The organism is Gordonia sp. AC31 (genome assembly GCF_031844505.1).
GTDB lineage: Bacteria > Actinomycetota > Actinomycetes > Mycobacteriales > Mycobacteriaceae > Gordonia > Gordonia hongkongensis.
The window spans coordinates 267,314-283,030 of record NZ_JAUZVK010000003.1 but is presented as its reverse complement, the minus strand read 5'-3'; the positions used below and the strand labels follow the sequence as shown (position 1 = coordinate 283,030).

At 71.0% G+C, this 15,717-nt stretch carries 18 protein-coding genes; 17 read left to right on the top strand and 1 reads right to left on the bottom strand.

What is annotated here, in order from left to right; translation table 11 throughout:
- Window positions 1–170: 170 nt before the first annotated feature.
- From rplM to Q9R39_RS05620, 10 genes are all read left to right on the top strand, one after another.
- A complete protein-coding gene (gene rplM / locus Q9R39_RS05665; protein ID WP_058250710.1) occupies window positions 171–614 on the top strand; it encodes a 50S ribosomal protein L13 in 444 nt (147 codons plus the stop codon).
- Window positions 611–1,132 (top strand): 30S ribosomal protein S9, encoded by a 522-nt coding sequence (rpsI, locus tag Q9R39_RS05660; RefSeq protein WP_065629913.1) that lies wholly within the window; start codon window positions 611–613, stop codon window positions 1,130–1,132. Before rplM ends, rpsI begins: the two co-directional genes overlap by 4 nt.
- Window positions 1,133–1,134: 2 nt before the next feature.
- Entirely contained in the window at window positions 1,135–2,481 is a 1,347-nt protein-coding gene (gene glmM / locus Q9R39_RS05655) for a phosphoglucosamine mutase (protein ID WP_068970164.1), read from the top strand.
- Window positions 2,478–3,182, top strand: a complete 705-nt coding sequence (locus Q9R39_RS05650) for an HAD family hydrolase (protein WP_068970165.1) — start codon at window positions 2,478–2,480, stop codon at window positions 3,180–3,182. The genes glmM and Q9R39_RS05650 overlap by 4 nt, the downstream gene beginning before the upstream one ends.
- A gap of 165 nt (window positions 3,183–3,347) precedes the next feature.
- Window positions 3,348–3,728 carry a hypothetical protein gene (locus Q9R39_RS05645; RefSeq protein ID WP_068970166.1) on the top strand — a complete coding sequence of 127 codons (381 nt, stop codon included), beginning with the start codon at window positions 3,348–3,350 and terminating at the stop codon, window positions 3,726–3,728.
- Window positions 3,725–4,852 carry a hypothetical protein gene (locus tag Q9R39_RS05640; protein ID WP_311277189.1) on the top strand — a complete coding sequence of 376 codons (1,128 nt, stop codon included), beginning with the start codon at window positions 3,725–3,727 and terminating at the stop codon, window positions 4,850–4,852. The genes Q9R39_RS05645 and Q9R39_RS05640 overlap by 4 nt, the downstream gene beginning before the upstream one ends.
- Window positions 4,849–5,109, top strand: a complete 261-nt coding sequence (locus tag Q9R39_RS05635) for a hypothetical protein (RefSeq protein WP_058250705.1) — start codon at window positions 4,849–4,851, stop codon at window positions 5,107–5,109. The genes Q9R39_RS05640 and Q9R39_RS05635 overlap by 4 nt, the downstream gene beginning before the upstream one ends.
- 10 nt (window positions 5,110–5,119) lie before the next feature.
- Complete coding sequence (locus Q9R39_RS05630) at window positions 5,120–6,109, top strand: alpha/beta hydrolase (RefSeq protein WP_058250704.1); 990 nt, start codon at window positions 5,120–5,122, stop codon at window positions 6,107–6,109.
- Between the two features lie 100 nt (window positions 6,110–6,209).
- On the top strand, window positions 6,210–8,072 hold the full coding sequence (gene glmS / locus Q9R39_RS05625; protein WP_058250703.1) for a glutamine--fructose-6-phosphate transaminase (isomerizing): 1,863 nt from the start codon (window positions 6,210–6,212) through the stop codon (window positions 8,070–8,072).
- Window positions 8,073–8,081: 9 nt separating this feature from the next.
- Entirely contained in the window at window positions 8,082–9,551 is a 1,470-nt protein-coding gene (locus Q9R39_RS05620; protein ID WP_311277188.1) for an NAD(P)H-hydrate dehydratase, read from the top strand.
- Here the strand turns inward: Q9R39_RS05620 and Q9R39_RS05615 are convergent.
- Window positions 9,499–10,038: a hypothetical protein gene (locus Q9R39_RS05615; protein ID WP_231742303.1), complete on the bottom strand. Its 540-nt coding sequence runs from the start codon at window positions 10,036–10,038 to the stop codon at window positions 9,499–9,501. The two genes, Q9R39_RS05620 and Q9R39_RS05615, sit on opposite strands and share 53 nt — an antisense overlap.
- 126 nt (window positions 10,039–10,164) lie before the next feature.
- On the opposite strand from Q9R39_RS05615, the gene alr reads away from it, so the two are divergent.
- The 7 genes from alr (at window position 10,165) to groES (ending at window position 15,682) form a co-directional block, all read left to right on the top strand.
- Window positions 10,165–11,331, top strand: a complete 1,167-nt coding sequence (gene alr / locus Q9R39_RS05610; protein WP_058250701.1) for an alanine racemase — start codon at window positions 10,165–10,167, stop codon at window positions 11,329–11,331.
- The gene (locus tag Q9R39_RS05605) at window positions 11,328–12,464 is read left to right on the top strand and encodes an alpha/beta fold hydrolase (protein WP_058250700.1); all 1,137 of its coding nucleotides are present in this window, start codon (window positions 11,328–11,330) and stop codon (window positions 12,462–12,464) included. The genes alr and Q9R39_RS05605 overlap by 4 nt, the downstream gene beginning before the upstream one ends.
- Window positions 12,461–12,937: a tRNA (adenosine(37)-N6)-threonylcarbamoyltransferase complex ATPase subunit type 1 TsaE gene (gene tsaE / locus Q9R39_RS05600; RefSeq protein ID WP_058250699.1), complete on the top strand. Its 477-nt coding sequence runs from the start codon at window positions 12,461–12,463 to the stop codon at window positions 12,935–12,937. The genes Q9R39_RS05605 and tsaE overlap by 4 nt, the downstream gene beginning before the upstream one ends.
- Window positions 12,934–13,638 carry a tRNA (adenosine(37)-N6)-threonylcarbamoyltransferase complex dimerization subunit type 1 TsaB gene (gene tsaB / locus Q9R39_RS05595; protein WP_058250884.1) on the top strand — a complete coding sequence of 235 codons (705 nt, stop codon included), beginning with the start codon at window positions 12,934–12,936 and terminating at the stop codon, window positions 13,636–13,638. The genes tsaE and tsaB overlap by 4 nt, the downstream gene beginning before the upstream one ends.
- A complete protein-coding gene (gene rimI, locus Q9R39_RS05590) occupies window positions 13,635–14,144 on the top strand; it encodes a ribosomal protein S18-alanine N-acetyltransferase (protein WP_058250698.1) in 510 nt (169 codons plus the stop codon). Before tsaB ends, rimI begins: the two co-directional genes overlap by 4 nt.
- A complete protein-coding gene (tsaD, locus tag Q9R39_RS05585) occupies window positions 14,141–15,187 on the top strand; it encodes a tRNA (adenosine(37)-N6)-threonylcarbamoyltransferase complex transferase subunit TsaD (protein ID WP_058250697.1) in 1,047 nt (348 codons plus the stop codon). The genes rimI and tsaD overlap by 4 nt, the downstream gene beginning before the upstream one ends.
- A gap of 195 nt (window positions 15,188–15,382) precedes the next feature.
- The gene (groES, locus tag Q9R39_RS05580) at window positions 15,383–15,682 is read left to right on the top strand and encodes a co-chaperone GroES (protein WP_004019185.1); all 300 of its coding nucleotides are present in this window, start codon (window positions 15,383–15,385) and stop codon (window positions 15,680–15,682) included.
- The last annotated feature ends 35 nt before the right edge of the window (window positions 15,683–15,717 follow it).

Below are 15,717 nucleotides of genomic sequence, written 5' to 3'. Positions count from 1 at the left end.
TCCGTTTTGACCCTGACCAGCACGGTCGCGTAGCCTGGATCGCTGGTGCTCGGCGCCTGGCGCACAGCTGTGTGTCCAGGTCAGCGGAGGCCCGGGTCCCCACTGGTCGCCGGGAACAACCTCTGCCGTGCACCCGACCAGCATTCATTCGACAAGAGTTGAGGACAACTGTGCCTACCTACACCCCGAAGGCCGGTGACATCACGCGTACGTGGCATGTCATCGACGCCGAGAACGTGGTGCTCGGCCGGCTGGCCGTGCAGGTCGCGAACCTGCTTCGCGGCAAGCACAAGCCGACCTACGCCCCGCACATGGACGGCGGCGACTTCGTCGTCATCATCAACGCGGAAAAGGTCGCGCTGACCAGCAACAAGGCTGATCGCAAGCTGAACTACACCCACTCGGGGCACCCCGGTGGCCTGAAGTCCCGCACCACCACCGAGCTGCTCGCGACCTACCCCGAGCGGGTCATCGAGAAGGCCGTCAAGGGCATGCTGCCGTCGACCAAGCTCGGCCGCGCCATGGCCTCGAAGCTGAAGGTCTACGCCGGCCCGAACCATCCGCACGCGGCCCAGCGCCCCGTCCCCTTCGAGATCAAGCAGGTGGCCCAGTGAGCAACGAGAACATCAACGACGCCGTCGAGGCCGTCGACGAGGCTGCCGTCGAGGTCGTGGAGGCCGTCGAGGTCGCCGCTGACGACTACGACGCCGCTGTCGTCGAAGAGGTCCGCGAGCCGGTCGTCATCGACCGTCCGATCCAGACCGTCGGCCGCCGCAAGGAGGCCGTCGTCCGCGTTCGCCTGGCGCCGGGTTCCGGTGAGTTCACCCTCAACGGCCGTTCGCTGGAGGACTACTTCCCCAACAAGGTGCACCAGCAGCTGATCAAGGCCCCGCTGGTCACCGTCGAGCGCACCGAGTCGTTCGACATCTACGCCAAGCTCGTCGGCGGCGGCCCCTCGGGCCAGGCCGGCGCGCTGCGTCTCGCCATCGCGCGTGCGCTCATCGAGGTCACCCCGGAGGATCGTCCCGCCCTGAAGAAGGCCGGCTTCCTCACCCGTGACCCGCGTGCGGTCGAGCGCAAGAAGTACGGCCTCAAGAAGGCCCGCAAGGCGTCGCAGTACTCCAAGCGCTGATCTTGGCACGCCTTTTCGGAACCGACGGCGTCCGAGGCCTGGCCAACGACGAGCTCACCCCCGAGCTCGCGTTGCGCCTGGCCTCGGCCGCCGCGGTCGTTTTCGCAGAGAGTTCGGCGACCGATTCGCACCGGCGTCCGCGCGCGGTCGTCGGACGTGATCCGCGCGCATCCGGCGAGATGCTGGAAGCCGCGGTGTGTGCGGGGCTCGCCGCCACCGGAGTCGACGCCATCTGCGTCGGCACCGTGCCGACCCCGGCGGTCGCCTTCCTGACCGCGGACTACCACGCCGACTTCGGCGTGATGATCTCCGCGTCGCACAACCCCATGCCCGACAACGGGATCAAGTTCTTCTCCGGCGGCGGGCACAAGCTCGACGACGCTGTCGAGGACCGCATCGAAGCGACCATGGACGGCGAGTTCATCCGCCCGATCGGGGCTGCGGTGGGCCGGATCGTCGCTGCGCCGGACGCCGGCGACCGCTACCGGCGCCACCTCGCACAGGCCGTCGACACCCGCCTCGACGGATTGACCGTGGTCGTCGACTGCGCGCACGGCGCGGCGTCGGAGCTCGCTCCGCAGGTCTACGCCGACGCCGGGGCGACGGTCATCGCGATCCACGCCGAGCCGGACGGCCTCAACATCAACGCCGACTGCGGGTCCACGCACATGGACAAGTTGCAGGCGGCCGTGCTCGAGCACGGAGCCGACCTCGGACTCGCTCACGACGGTGACGCAGACCGCTGTCTCGCAGTCGATTCCACGGGTCAGATCGTCGACGGCGATGCCATCATGGCCGTGCTGGCGACGTCCCTGAAAGACCAGGGCAAGCTCCACGACGATGTGCTCGTCGCGACCGTCATGAGCAATCTCGGACTGCACATCGCCATGCGCGAGGCCGGGATCACCGTGCACACCACCGGGGTCGGGGACCGGTACGTCCTCGAGGAACTACGGCGGGGTGGTTATTCGATCGGCGGGGAACAGTCCGGTCACATCGTCGTCCCGGGTTCGGGCACGACGGGTGACGGCATCCTGACCGGGCTGATGCTGATGGCGCGGATGGCCGCCACGTCGACGCGGCTCGCCGACCTGGCCGGCATCGTGACGGTGCTGCCGCAGGAGCTCATCAACGTGCGCGTCGGCGACAAACACGCAGTGGCCCAATCGCAATCGGTGAAAGAAGCGGTCGTGGCCGCCGAAGCCGAACTGGGGGAGACCGGTCGCGTCTTGCTGCGTCCGTCGGGAACCGAGCAACTCGTCCGCGTGATGGTCGAAGCCGCGACCGCCGATCAGGCGCTGGCGGTGGCCGGCCGTCTGGCCGACGTCGTCCAGGGGGCCGGGGCATGACCGGTGGGGCACCGCGCGCGGTCCTGTTCGACTTCTCCGGCACCCTGTTCCGCTTCGAGGCGCGCGACGAGTGGTTCGCCGACCTGCGCGACGACTCCGGTGCCGAGTTCGACCGCGACCGTCAGGCGGACATCATCCGGCGCATGGTCGCACCCGTCGGTCTGCCCGACGGCGTCGTCGGTGCCGACCAGGATGCCTGGGAACGTCGTGATCTCGACCCGGCGCTGCATCGGACCGGTTACCTGGCGTTGCTGCGCACGGTCGGGATGAGCAATGCCGACCACGCGAACGCTCTCTACAACCGGGTGCTCGACCCGTCCTCGTGGGTTCCGTTCGCCGACACCGTCGCGGTGCTGCAGAAGCTCGGTGCGGCAGGGGTTCCGGTCGGCATCGTCAGCAACATCGCCTTCGACCTGCGCAAGGTCCTGGCCCTGCACGGCGTCGAGGACCTCGTCGCCGCGTTCGCGCTGTCGTACGAGGTCGGGGCGATCAAACCCGACCCCCGGATCTTCCGCGCCGCGCTCGACCCGCTCGGCGTGCCGGCCGATGAGGTGCTGATGGTCGGGGACAGCGAGACCGCCGACGGCGGGGCGCGCGCCCTCGGCTGCGCGTTCGCGCTGGTCCACGACGTCCCGGCCGCCGACCGGCCCACCGCTCTGCTCGACGCCGTGACCTCGAACGGCATCGAACTGCCCGACTGAGCGCTCGTCTGATGCCGCTCTGGCGCCTCGTGCCTCCGTACGCGACAATTCCCTGCGTGTCCGGAGAAGTCCCGGGAACCGACGGCCGCTGCCGTGCGTCCAAGAATGCAGGCCGCGCGGACGGGATCGCGGTGAACTGGTGGGCGCACGTCGGGGAGGGGTGACATGAACGGCAACGGTGCGGACGGTGTCGGGTCGCGCCCGATCTCGATGGACACCGCCGCGGTGTCCGCGGTGTCGGCGTACTACCGCAGGTCCTCGCTGGTGCTGTCGGCGGTCGCCGACGATCTGGCCGCACACGACTTCGGGACCTGGGCTCGGGAGTCGATCGCAGCAGACGGGAACCCGGTCGCCTTCGGGCCGTCGGCCGCGGCGTACGCCGAGATGAGCGCGACGCTGTCGCGCCGGTTACGGGTGCAGGCCACGGCCGCTGCGGCGCTCGCTGACACTCTCCGTAACAGTGCGCTGACCATGGCGGACGGGGATCGGCGCGTGGCGGGCGAGATCTCGCGAGCGCTGCCGCCTTCGGAGGTGGACGTCCGGTGAGGCGCGGCGCGGACTCGCTGTCGGTGCTGAGGTCCGACGCCCGGGGTGGCGTCGAGACGTTGATCGAACTCGTGGCGGCCGGGCGTCTGATGGGGGTCGCCGCCCCCGACGATGTCACCCTCCGCAACGGACTCCGCGTGGTCGACGGATTCGACATCGCGGCCTTGTCCGCGGACAGCCGCGCCCTGGTGTCGGCGCACCGGGCCGTGTCCGAACAACTCCACCATCTCCCCGAACAGCAGGTCCGCCTCGACGACGGCTGGAACAGCGAGTCCGCGGCCGTCGCCCTCACGACGGTCATCGACCATCAGCGTCGCGCCGAATCGGATCTGCACATCCTGCGCACGCTCACCGACGCCACCTCGGCCGCGGCGTCGGGCATCGACCGCCTGCTGCGCACCTTCTATCTGACCGTCGCCCGGTTGTCGGCACCGACCGCGGCCGGGGTGCCGCCGGCGGAACTGCCGCAGGCGGTGCTCACCGGTCGCGTGCCGATCGGGGTGGCGGTCGAGGACATCTCGTCCCGGCTGGCCCTGTTCAGCACCTCGCAGGAGACGACGACCCGCGGGATCGCCGGAATCCTCGACCTCCTGAACCGGTCCGTCGACGGCATCGACGACGAGTCCTATCCGGTCGACGCCGGGCCCCCGGACGCCGTCCCGGTCGTGTCGCCGGGATCACCGTCGGCGGCGGCACCGGCTCAGACCGTCGCCGCGCCCGCATCGGGACCCCAGACCTGGATGGCCGAATCGACCACCGATGCCCGGCCGGCGGAAACCGGGGCGGCGACCGCCGCGGCACGATCAGAGCCCCCGGTGTCGGTGTCAGGTGCGGCCGCGTCCGAGCCCCCGGCGTCCGTACGGTCGTCGGAGCCCGACGAGTCGGCGCGCGCACCCCGCGACGACGGCGTCGACGTCCCGTTCCGGCTGGGCGGCGCCGAGGGACACGACGCGCCCGTCGCGTCAGGGCCGACGGCCTCGGCCACCGTCGAGGCGGCAACCGGGGCGGTCGCCGAAACCGAAGCCGCGGAACCGAATCGGTCGAAACAGAATCGGTCGGGGCCGGAACCGGAGGCATCGCCGGACCGATCGTCGGGTGATCTGGCGTTGGCGGGTGACCAGTGAACCTCGCCGACCAGATCGAGGCCCTCGCCCGCACCGCGACCGCCGGCGTCGCGGAGGCGTCACACGTGTTCTCCGCTCGACAGCGGGACCTCGAACTCGCCATGGACGAGCATCGCCGCAACGCGGTGCGGTCGGAGACGCAGCAGCTCCGGGACGAGCTCGAGAACGCCGCCGACGCCGCGGACGCCACCCCGGGCATCATGTTGCCGGCCGACGTGGCCGACGCCAGTCCCCATCTGCCGCCGCGCAACACATAGGCTGTCTGCTGTGCCAGGCAAGAAGCAGCAGAAGCCGACGCAGTCGCCCGCGAAGCTGATGAAGGTGCTCGCCCGACGCGGCCCCCATCGCGTGTTGCGCGGCGACCTCGGGATCGTCGGGACCCCGGGTGTCGTGTTCACTCCCGCCGAGGGCGAACGACTCCCCGCCATCGCGTTCGGGCACGGGTGGATGACGTCGGTCGAGCGCTACCGCGACCTGTGCCACCACCTCGCGTCCTGGGGCATCGTCGTCGCCGTCCCGGCGGGTCAGCGAGGCCTGCTCGCGTCCGACGACACGATGGCCGCCCAGCTCCGTTCAGCGCTGTCGATCGTGACCCGGGTCCCACTCGGCTTCGGCGAGATCACCGTCGACCCGCGCAAGATCGGGTTCGCCGGCCACGGCTTCGGTGCCGCCGCAGCGGTATTGGCCGCGTCGGAGGGCGTGCTGCACGGTCAGCCGCAACCGCCGGCGCGGGGGGTGGTCGCTCTGTTCCCGGCGCCGACGACTGCGCAACTCCTGCCCGCGGCCCGCCGGGTGAGTGCTCCGGGACTCATCGTGTCGGCGATCGGCGAACTCGACACCATCGACGGCAACGCCCTGCCGCTGGCACAGGCGTACGGGTCGGAGTCGGCCGCCGATCCCCGTCCCGGTGTGGTGCTGCGTACCCCGCCGGCCGCGACCTCCCGCGGGCTGATCGAGCACCGATCGATCAAATCACTCCTCGGCGGCAACGGCGCCGACAAGAAGACGCACACCGCCGCACGCGCCCTGACCACGGGATTCCTGCTGCACACCCTCGACGACGACAGCCGGTACGAGGCCTTCGCCGACTCCGACACCGAGCTCGGCAAGGTGCCCGCGGTGGACCTCGACGATCCGCCGGAGATCCAGGACAAGATCGCCAAGTTGCTCGGCGCGAAAGAACGCAAACGCCGCCGCGCGGCGAGTCCGGTGCCGTCCCGGGCCCCGAACGCGGTGGTGCCCGACACCATCGAGTGACGTCCGTGCCGCGGCACCCGACGGCGGCCTGCTGTGACCCCCGCTCGGCACCCGACGCGCCGCGCTGCCGCTCGCGCGTCCGCAGGTACCCTGACTAGCTATGTGTGGAATCGTGGGATACGTGGGGCGGCGCGATGCCCTGGACATCGTCGTCGACGCGTTGCGGCGGATGGAATACCGCGGGTACGACTCGGCGGGCGTCGCAATCCTCGACGGCGAGGGAAGCACCGCGATCCAGAAGAAGGCACTCCGGCTGGAGAACCTCGAGAAGCAGATCGCCACGGTCGGGCGCGAGTCGCTGTCGGGCACGACCGGGATCGGACACACGCGGTGGGCCACGCACGGCAAGCCGACCGATCGGAACGCGCATCCGCACGCCAGTGACGACGGCAAGCTCGCCGTCGTCCACAACGGCATCATCGAGAACTACGCCGAGCTACGCGCCGAACTCGAGGACGACGGCATCGAGTTCGTGTCCGAGACCGACACCGAGACCGCCGTGCACCTCGTGTCGAAGTACTACGCGTTCGGGCCGACCGCCGGCGACTTCGTGGCTAGCGCGTATGCGGCGCTGCGTCGCCTCGAAGGTGCGTTCACGCTCGTGTTCACCCATGCCGACCACGCGGACACCATCGTCGCCGCGCGGCGGTCGACCCCGCTCGTGGTGGGTGTCGGGCAGGGCGAGATGTTCCTCGCGTCGGATGTCACGGCCTTCATCGAACACACCCGGGACGCGGTCGAGCTCGGCCAGGACGAGGTCGTGGTGATCACCGCCGACTCGTACACGGTCACCGACTTCGACGAGAACGCCCGGGACGGCAAGCCGTTCCACATCGACTGGGATCTCGCGGCCGCGGAGAAGGGCGGCTACGACTTCTTCATGCTCAAGGAGATCGCCGAGCAGCCGCGCGCGATCGCCGACACCCTCCTCGGGCACCTGCAGAACGGTCGCATCGTGCTCGACGAGCAACGCCTGACCGACGACGATCTGCGCGACGTCGACAAGGTGTTCGTGGTGGCCTGCGGCACCGCCTACCACGCCGGGCTGCTCGCCAAGTACGCGATCGAGCACTGGACGCGCCTCCCGGTCGAGATCGAACTCGCCAGTGAGTTCCGCTACCGCGACCCGGTTCTCGACCGGTCGACCCTGGTGGTGGCCATCTCGCAGTCCGGTGAGACCGCCGACACGCTCGAGGCGGTCCGGCACGCGAAGGACCAGAAGGCACGCGTCCTCGCGATCTGCAACACCAACGGGGCACAGATCCCCCGGGAATCCGACGCGGTTCTCTACACCCACGCGGGCCCCGAGATCGGCGTCGCGTCGACGAAGTGCTTCCTCGCGCAGATCGTCGCCGCCTATCTCGTGGGGCTCGCGCTTGCGCAGGCACGCGGCACGAAGTACGCCGACGAGGTCGCCCGCGAGTTCGCGGCCATCGAGGCGATGACCGACTCGGTCGCGCAGGTGTTGGACACGATGGAACCGGTCCGGGAGCTGGCGCGTTCGCTGGCGCACCACAACACGGTGCTGTTCATCGGCCGGCATGTCGGGTATCCGGTGGCGCTCGAGGGCGCTCTCAAACTCAAGGAACTCGCGTACATGCACGCCGAGGGGTTCGCGGCCGGCGAGCTCAAGCACGGGCCGATCGCGCTGATCGAGGACGGGCTCCCGGTGATCACGGTCATGCCCTCGCCGGACGGCCGCGCCGTGCTGCACTCGAAGATGGTCAGCAACATCCGCGAGATCCAGGCCCGCGGAGCCCGCACGATCGTCATCGCCGAGCCCGACGACGCGGCCGCCCGTGCCGTCGCCGACGAGTTCATCCCCATCCCGAAGACGCCGACGCTCCTGCAACCGCTGGTCTCGACCGTGCCGCTGCAGGTGTTCGCGGCGAGCGTCGCGCAGGCCCGTGGCTACGACGTCGACAAACCGCGGAACCTGGCCAAGTCGGTGACCGTCGAATAGCGGTTCCGCATGCCGATCCGGTACCTGACGGCCGATGAGGTCCGCGCCGCCGAGCGGGCGACGGGGAACCTGCTCACCGACGGCGTCCTGATGCGCCGGGCGTCGCACGGCGTCGCCCGGGTGATCGCGGCAGAGCTGAGCCGGACCGGCGGATGTTTTGGACGGCCGGTCGGGCTGGTCGTCGGTGCGGGGGACAACGGCGGCGACGCGCTGTTCGCCGGTGCCGAGCTGTGCCGCCGCGGCGTGCGGGTCGACGCGGTCCTGCTCGCCCCGGACCGCGCCCACGCCGCCGGGCTGCGGGCATTCCGCGCCGCCGGCGGACGGATCGGCGAGCGGCTACCCGACGGCCTCGAGGTGATCGTCGACGGCGTGGTCGGACTCGGTGGCCGGGGGCCGCTGCGGGCGAACGCCGCCGAGGTCTTCGCGGGTGTCGATCCGGACACCGCGGTCGTCGCGGTGGATCTGCCGTCGGGTGTCGACGCCGACACCGGTGAGGTCCACGATCCGGCGGTCCGTGCCGACATCACCGTCACCTTCGGCTTCCGTCGCCGCGCGCACCTGCTCGCCGCCCCACAGTGCGGGCGGGTCGTCCTCGTCGACATCGGCCTCGATGACGCCGGCCTCGGCGACCCCGCCGATTCGGCGCTCGCCACCTTGACCGACGACGAGATCGATTGGCCGACACCGGGTCCCGGGGACGACAAGTACACGCAGGGGGTGGTCGGGGTGATCGCCGGGTCGCATCGGTACCCCGGTGCGGCCGTCCTCGCCACCGGCGCGGCGGTGACTGCGACCTCCGGAATGACCCGGTTCGTCGGCTCCGCCCACGCCGAGGTGGTGGCGCAGTGGCCGGAGGTCGTCGCCACGCCCGACCTCGCCGGTGCCGGACGCGTGCAGGCGTGGGTCCTCGGCCCCGGCATGGGTACCGACGATGCGGCCGCGACGACCCTGCGCACTGTCCTGGACACCGATCTGCCGGTCCTGGCCGACGCCGACGCGCTCACCCTGATCGCCCGCGACCCCGGGCTCGTCGACGGGCGGACGGCACCGACGCTGCTGACCCCGCACGCCGGCGAATTCGCCCGCTTGACCGGTACCGAACTGGGCGCCGACCGTCTGACCGCCGTCTCCGGTCTCGCTGCACGGTGGGGCGTCACGGTGCTGCTGAAGGGACGTATCACGCTGGTCGCCGACCCGACGGGTCACGTCCTGGGCAACGACGCCGGGTCGTCGTGGGCGGCGACCGCCGGGGCCGGCGACGTCCTGTCGGGGATCGCCGGGGCCCTGCTCGCCGCCGGGAGGTCGCCGCTGGTCGCCGGTGCGTCGGCGGCGCGCGTCCACGCCCGGGCGGCGCAGCTCGCGAGTGGCGGCGCGCCGATCGGGGCGTCGACGCTGCTGGGGGCGCTGCGGCCGGCGATCCGTGAGTTCACCACGCCGCCAGCACGAACGCGAGCGGGTACAGCGCCGTCAGCACGCTGAACGCGGTGACCGACGACAGCACGATCGCGTCGGCGATGACGCCCGGGCGCCGAAAGGCGCCGTGCCTGACCCGCTGGACGAATGACACGACGAGACCTGCGCAGGCGGCGATCGTCGCGAGTACTCCGACGCCGAAGGCGACGAGAGCCGCGACCCCGTACCCGTCGGCGGGTTCGCCCGCCATGGCGTGCCCGAGGGCGAGCAGGAAGAGCACCGCGGCCGTGGCGAACGCCACCCACCCGATCGTGTTGGCGGCCCACGACGTGAGCGATGCGCGCAGGCCCGGCCGACCCGGGCGCGCGGGCGGGACGATCGGGTCGACGGGCACGAAGCCGGCGGGCACGAAGCCGGCGGGCACGAAGCCGGCGAGGTCGTGGGCTGGGCGCAGGCGGACCGGGGCGAGAACGGCGGGGTCCTGCGGATTCGAGTTCGTGTACATGGTGACTTCCGGTGGATGCGGCGGTTCGGGATCAGCGTCGGGGTCCACTCAACCGTCCTCCCCGACGCCGCGCATCGGTGTGACTACTCAGACCATCTCCGCAGAACGACGCGCACCTCACGCCGGAGGCAGCCGGGACGAGCCGCACCCGGCGATCTGGGACAATGGTCGACGATGACTTCCCCTGCTCTGACCGCGACCGTGGATCTCGGCGCGATCGCCCACAACGTCGGCGTGCTGCGCGCCGCTTCGGGCGCTGACGTGATGGCGGTCGTGAAGGCCGACGCCTACGGCCATGGCGCCCTGCCGGTGGCCCGCGCCGTGCTCGCCGCCGGCGCCGCCGAACTCGGGGTCGCGCACCTCACCGAGGCCGCCGCGCTTCGCGCCGCCGGCATCGACGCCCCGATCACCGCGTGGCTGCACACGCCGGGAGCCGACTTCGCCGGAGCGATCGTCGACGGCATCGACATCGCACTCTCGTCGATCTCCCAGCTCGACGCGGTGATCGCGGCGGCACACCGCACCGGCCGGTCCGCGGTCGTCACCGCGAAGGTGGACACCGGCCTCAATCGCAGCGGCGTTGCGGTGGACGAGTGGGCGGATTTCGCCGAGCGGGTGGCGAAGGCGCACGTCGACGGCTCGGTGACCCTGCGTGCGGCGATGTGCCACCTCGCGCGCGGCGACGAACCCGAGCACCCGCTGAACGACGCGCAGGCGCAGCGACTCGACGCCGCGGTCGCCGACCTGGCCCGCCTCGGCGCTGCACCGCAGGTGGTCCACATCGCCAATTCGCCTGCCGCGCTGACCCGTCCGGATCTCGCCCGCGACCTGGTACGGCCGGGGGTCGCCGTCTACGGCCGGACCCCGGTACCGGCACGCGGCGACTTCGGGCTGATCCCGGCGATGACCCTGACCGCGACCATCGCGCTCGTGAAGAAGGTCGCCGCGGGGCAGGGTGTGTCCTACAGCGAGACGTGGATCGCGCCGCGCGACACGGTGGTGGCCGTGGTCGCCGCGGGGTACGCCGACGGCGTGCCGCGCCTGCTGTCGGGCCGGATCCGGGTCCGGATCGGCGAGCGGATGTTCGACGGGGTGGGCCGGATCTGCATGGATCAGCTGGTCGTCGACCTCGGACCCGACGGCGCGGGTGTCCGCGAGGGCGACCAGGCCGAACTGTTCGGCACCGGCGCCTCGGGCGGCCCCACCGCGAAGGACTGGGCGGACGCGATCGGCACCATTGACTACGAGATCGTCTCCCAGGTCGGGACGCGCGTGGTCCGTCGTTACCTCGGCGAGAGGCAGGTCGGGCTCGCCGCCGAGACAACGGAGACCGGACAGTGAGCGAGGCAGCAGTGGTGGAATCCGACCGGGTCGGACTGCTGGCCGGGGTGGCGGGGATCGCCGCCCTGGGCGGCATGGCAGCCGTCGGGGCAGCGCGCAACATCGCCCGCAAGAGCGTGGTGGGCCGGCCGGACCCGCACGCCGATGTCGATCTCACCGCGCTCTACCGCGAGCGGGGGACCACGGTCACCGCCGATGACGGCCTGGATCTCGCGGTGCGGATCGTCGACCTCGGGACGGTGTCGGAAGGCTCCGTGCCCGACCTCACGATCGTGTTCGTGCACGGCTTCAGCCTCCGGCTGTCGAGCTGGCATTTCCAGCGCGAGCAACTCGCCGCCGAGTGGCACGATCGCAACTACCGGCTGGTGTTCTTCGATCACCGGGGGCACGGGGAGAGCGACCCGGCCCCGACCGAGACCTGCACGATCGCGCAGCTGGCCGACGACGCGGCAGCGGTGATCCGTGCCACCGTACCCATGGGACCCGTTGTGCTCGTGGGTCATTCGATGGGCGGGATGACGCTGATGGGGCTCGCGCGCCGGCACCCGGCATTGTTCTCGTCGCACGGTCCGGTCGCCGGGGTGGCGCTGGTGGCGACGGCGTCGCGCGGTGTCACCGACGCCGGACTCGGTGAGGGACTGCGCAATCCGGTGGTGGATGCCTTCCGGATGAGTGTGCGCCGCGCGCCGCGCCTGGTCCAGGCGGGCCGCGGCCTGACCCGCGCCGCCCTCGAACCGGTGCTGGTCGCGGCGAGTTTCGGGCCGACGTTCTACAGTCCGGCCCTCGGCGCCGCGGTGGACACGATGATCCAGAGCACGCCGATCGAGACCATCGTGAACTTTCTGCACGCCTTGGAGATCCACGACGAGTCGACCGCCCTGCCGGTGGTCGCCCAGGTGCCGACCACGGTCGTGTGCGGAGACCGGGACCGGCTCACACCATTACGCAACTCGGTCCGGATGTACTCCCAACTGGGCGCCGATTCCCGCCTGGTCGTCGCCAAGGGCTCCGGCCACATGGTCCAGATGGAGGAGCCCCGGCTCGTCAGCGACGCGATCGCCGAACTGGTGGATCGCGCGCGGATCGCTCTGCCGGCCCCCCGTCGGCGCTGGTGGAAGCGAGGCCGCCGATGAGCGGCGTGGGTCCCCGCGGTACGCGCGACCTCCCCGAGGTCGATGACACCGAGGCCTTCGGCGCCGAGCTGGCGTCGACCCTGTCCGCAGGTGACGTGGTCATCCTCGACGGTCCGTTGGGCGCGGGAAAGACGGCGCTGGCCCGCGGGATCGGTGCCGGTCTCGGCGTCGAGGGACGGGTGACCTCGCCGACGTTCATCATCGCCCGCGAGCACCGGCCGGGCCGGCCCGACCGCCCGGGGATGGTCCACGTCGACGCCTATCGGCTCGGCGGTACGGGAAGCGGGTCCGGGATGCTCGACGAACTCGATGCCCTGGACCTGGACTCCGACCTGGACGAGGCGGTCGTCGTCGTCGAGTGGGGCGAAGGTGTGGCCGAGCGGCTCGCCGACCGGCATCTGGTCGTGCGGCTGCGACGGGACACCGAAACCGATGTGCGACACGCCGAGTGGGAGTGGGTGAGCGCGGAATGAGTCAGGGTCTGGTGCTGGCGGTCGACACCGCCACCGATTCGGTGGTGGCCGGAGTGGCCGAACTGCGCGACGGTGAGGTGCGCGTGCTGGCCGAACGGGTGGTCGCCGACCACCGACGGCACGCGGAACTGCTCACCACCCTGGTCGCCGAGTGTCTTGCCGAATCCGGCACGGCCCGAACCGAACTGACCGCGGTGGTCGTCGGCTGCGGGCCCGGGCCGTTCACCGGACTCCGGGTGGGGATGGCGACCGGCGCCGCCTTCGCCGACGGGCTGGGGATACCGGCGTATGGCGTGTGCTCCCTCGATGCGCTTGCCGTCGACGCCGGTCCGGACGACGCAGGATCGCGGGCTCTGGTGGTGACCGACGCGCGCCGGCGCGAGGTCTACTGGGCGCTCTACGAGGGTGGCCGCCGTGTGCGCGGCCCCGAGGTGACCGCGCCCGCGGTGGTCGCCGAGGAGCTCGCCCCCGATGTCGCCGGGGGGCGGATCGGTGCGGTGGCGGGTTCTGCGGCCCACCTCGAACTCGCCGGCTGGACCGGTGATCCACCCGCGACCGGCGTGCCGACCGTACGCGGGGTGGTCATGGCGGCTGCCGCCGACATCGTCGCGGGCGCCGAACCCGAACCCCTTGTGCCGCTGTATCTACGACGCCCCGACGCGGTCGAGCAGAAGGCCCGTCGGGCGGGTGCGGCGCGATGACCACACCGGAGCTGGTCATCGACGCGCTCACCTTCGGTGACATCCCGCGCTGCGCCGCGCTGGAACGGCGGATGTTCGCCGACGACTCACCCTGGCCCGCCGCGGCTTTCCGCGCCGAACTCAACGCCCCGTACAACACCTATTTCGCGGCTCGGGAGCGCCTCGGCGCCGACGTCATCGGTTACGCCGGGATCTCCACGCTCGGGCAACCCGACGCCTGGGAGTGCGAGATCCACACCATCGCCGTCGATCCGGACCATCGGGGACGGGGAGTGGGCCGGGCGCTGCTCGAGGCCATGCTCGCCGTCGCGGACGAGAACGACGCCGCGGTGTTCCTGGAGGTACGCACCGACAACGAGGTGGCGATCGGGCTGTACTCACATCACGGGTTCAGCACCGCGGGTATTCGCCGCAACTACTATCAGCCGTCCGGCGCGGATGCCTACACGATGTTGCGGCTCCCGGTGTCGGGCCGGCCGCTCGAACCGGAGGAGGGCCCGGCGTGATCGTTCTCGGCATCGAAAGCTCCTGCGACGAAACGGGTGTCGGCATCGTCCGGTGGACGCCGGGCGACGGCGACACACCCGGATTCGCGACGATGCTGGCCGACGAGGTCGCGTCGAGCGTGGACGAACACGCCCGGTTCGGCGGCGTGGTCCCCGAGATCGCCTCCCGAGCGCACCTGGAGGCGATCGTCCCCACGATGCGTCGGGCGCGGGAGGCGGCCGGGATCGACCGCCCCGACGCCATCGCGGTCACCATCGGGCCGGGACTCGCCGGCGCGTTGCTCGTCGGGGTGGCCGCGGCGAAGGCCTACGCACTCGCCTGGGACGTGCCGCTGTACGCGATGAACCATCTCGGCGGGCACGTCGCGGTGGACACCCTCGAGCACGGACCGATGCCGGAGTGCGTCGCACTGCTGGTCTCCGGTGGACATACGCACCTGCTGCACGTCACCGATCTCGCCGAGCCCATCGTCGAACTGGGCACCACGGTCGACGACGCGGCCGGGGAGGCCTTCGACAAGGTCGCCCGCCTGCTCGATCTCGGTTTTCCCGGGGGGCCGGCGCTGGACCGCGTCGCCCGTGAGGGTGACCCGGGTGCGATCGCCTTCCCACGCGGTATGACCGGTCCCCGCGACTCGCGGCACGACTTCTCCTTCAGCGGACTCAAGACCGCGGTCGCACGGTATGTCGAGAAATGCGTGCGCGACGGTGTGGAGGCACCGGTGGCGGACGTCGCGGCCTCGTTCCAGGAGGCGGTGGCGGACGTGCTGACGATGAAGGCAGTCCGGGCCTGCGGTGACCTCGGGGTGGACACCCTGGTCCTCGGCGGCGGTGCCACCGCCAATTCGCGCATCCGATCGCTGGCGGAGGAACGCTGCGCGGCGGCCGGGATCGACCTGCGGGTTCCGAAGCCGCGCCTGTGCACCGACAACGGCGTCATGATCGCGACGCTCGGCGCTCATGTGATCGGCGGGGGCGCGGCGCCCTCGCCGCTGACCGTGGCGTCGGACCCGGCGATGTCGGTGCGTGTCAGTCAGCTGTAGCGGACGGAGCCCGGCCGTCTTCGCGGGGAGCGAACACGGCCGGGTTTTTGCAGCCTCCACCCTTGAGTGCTGGCACTCGCATGTATAGAGTGCTAGATGGCGCTGACCGAAGCCTCGGACACCCGCGACGACGGGGTTTTGCAGGGCCGTGAACGTGCAGATTCTTTCTCAGTACGAAAGTTGAGGACTCACATCGTGGCGAGCGTGAACATCAAGCCGCTTGAGGACAAGATCCTGGTGCAGGCCGTCGAGGCCGAGACGACCACCGCGTCGGGCCTGGTCATCCCGGACTCCGCCAAAGAGAAGCCGCAGGAAGGCACCGTCATCGCTGTCGGCGAGGGTCGGGTCACCGAGCAGGGCAACCGCGTCCCCGTGGACGTCAAGGAAGGTGACACCGTCATCTACAGCAAGTACGGCGGCACCGAGATCAAGTACGCCGGCGAGGAGTACCTGATCCTCTCGGCGCGCGACGTCCTCGCCGTCATCGGCAAGTAGGACCGGCACCGAACTCCGGCCGAGTTAGACCCCGC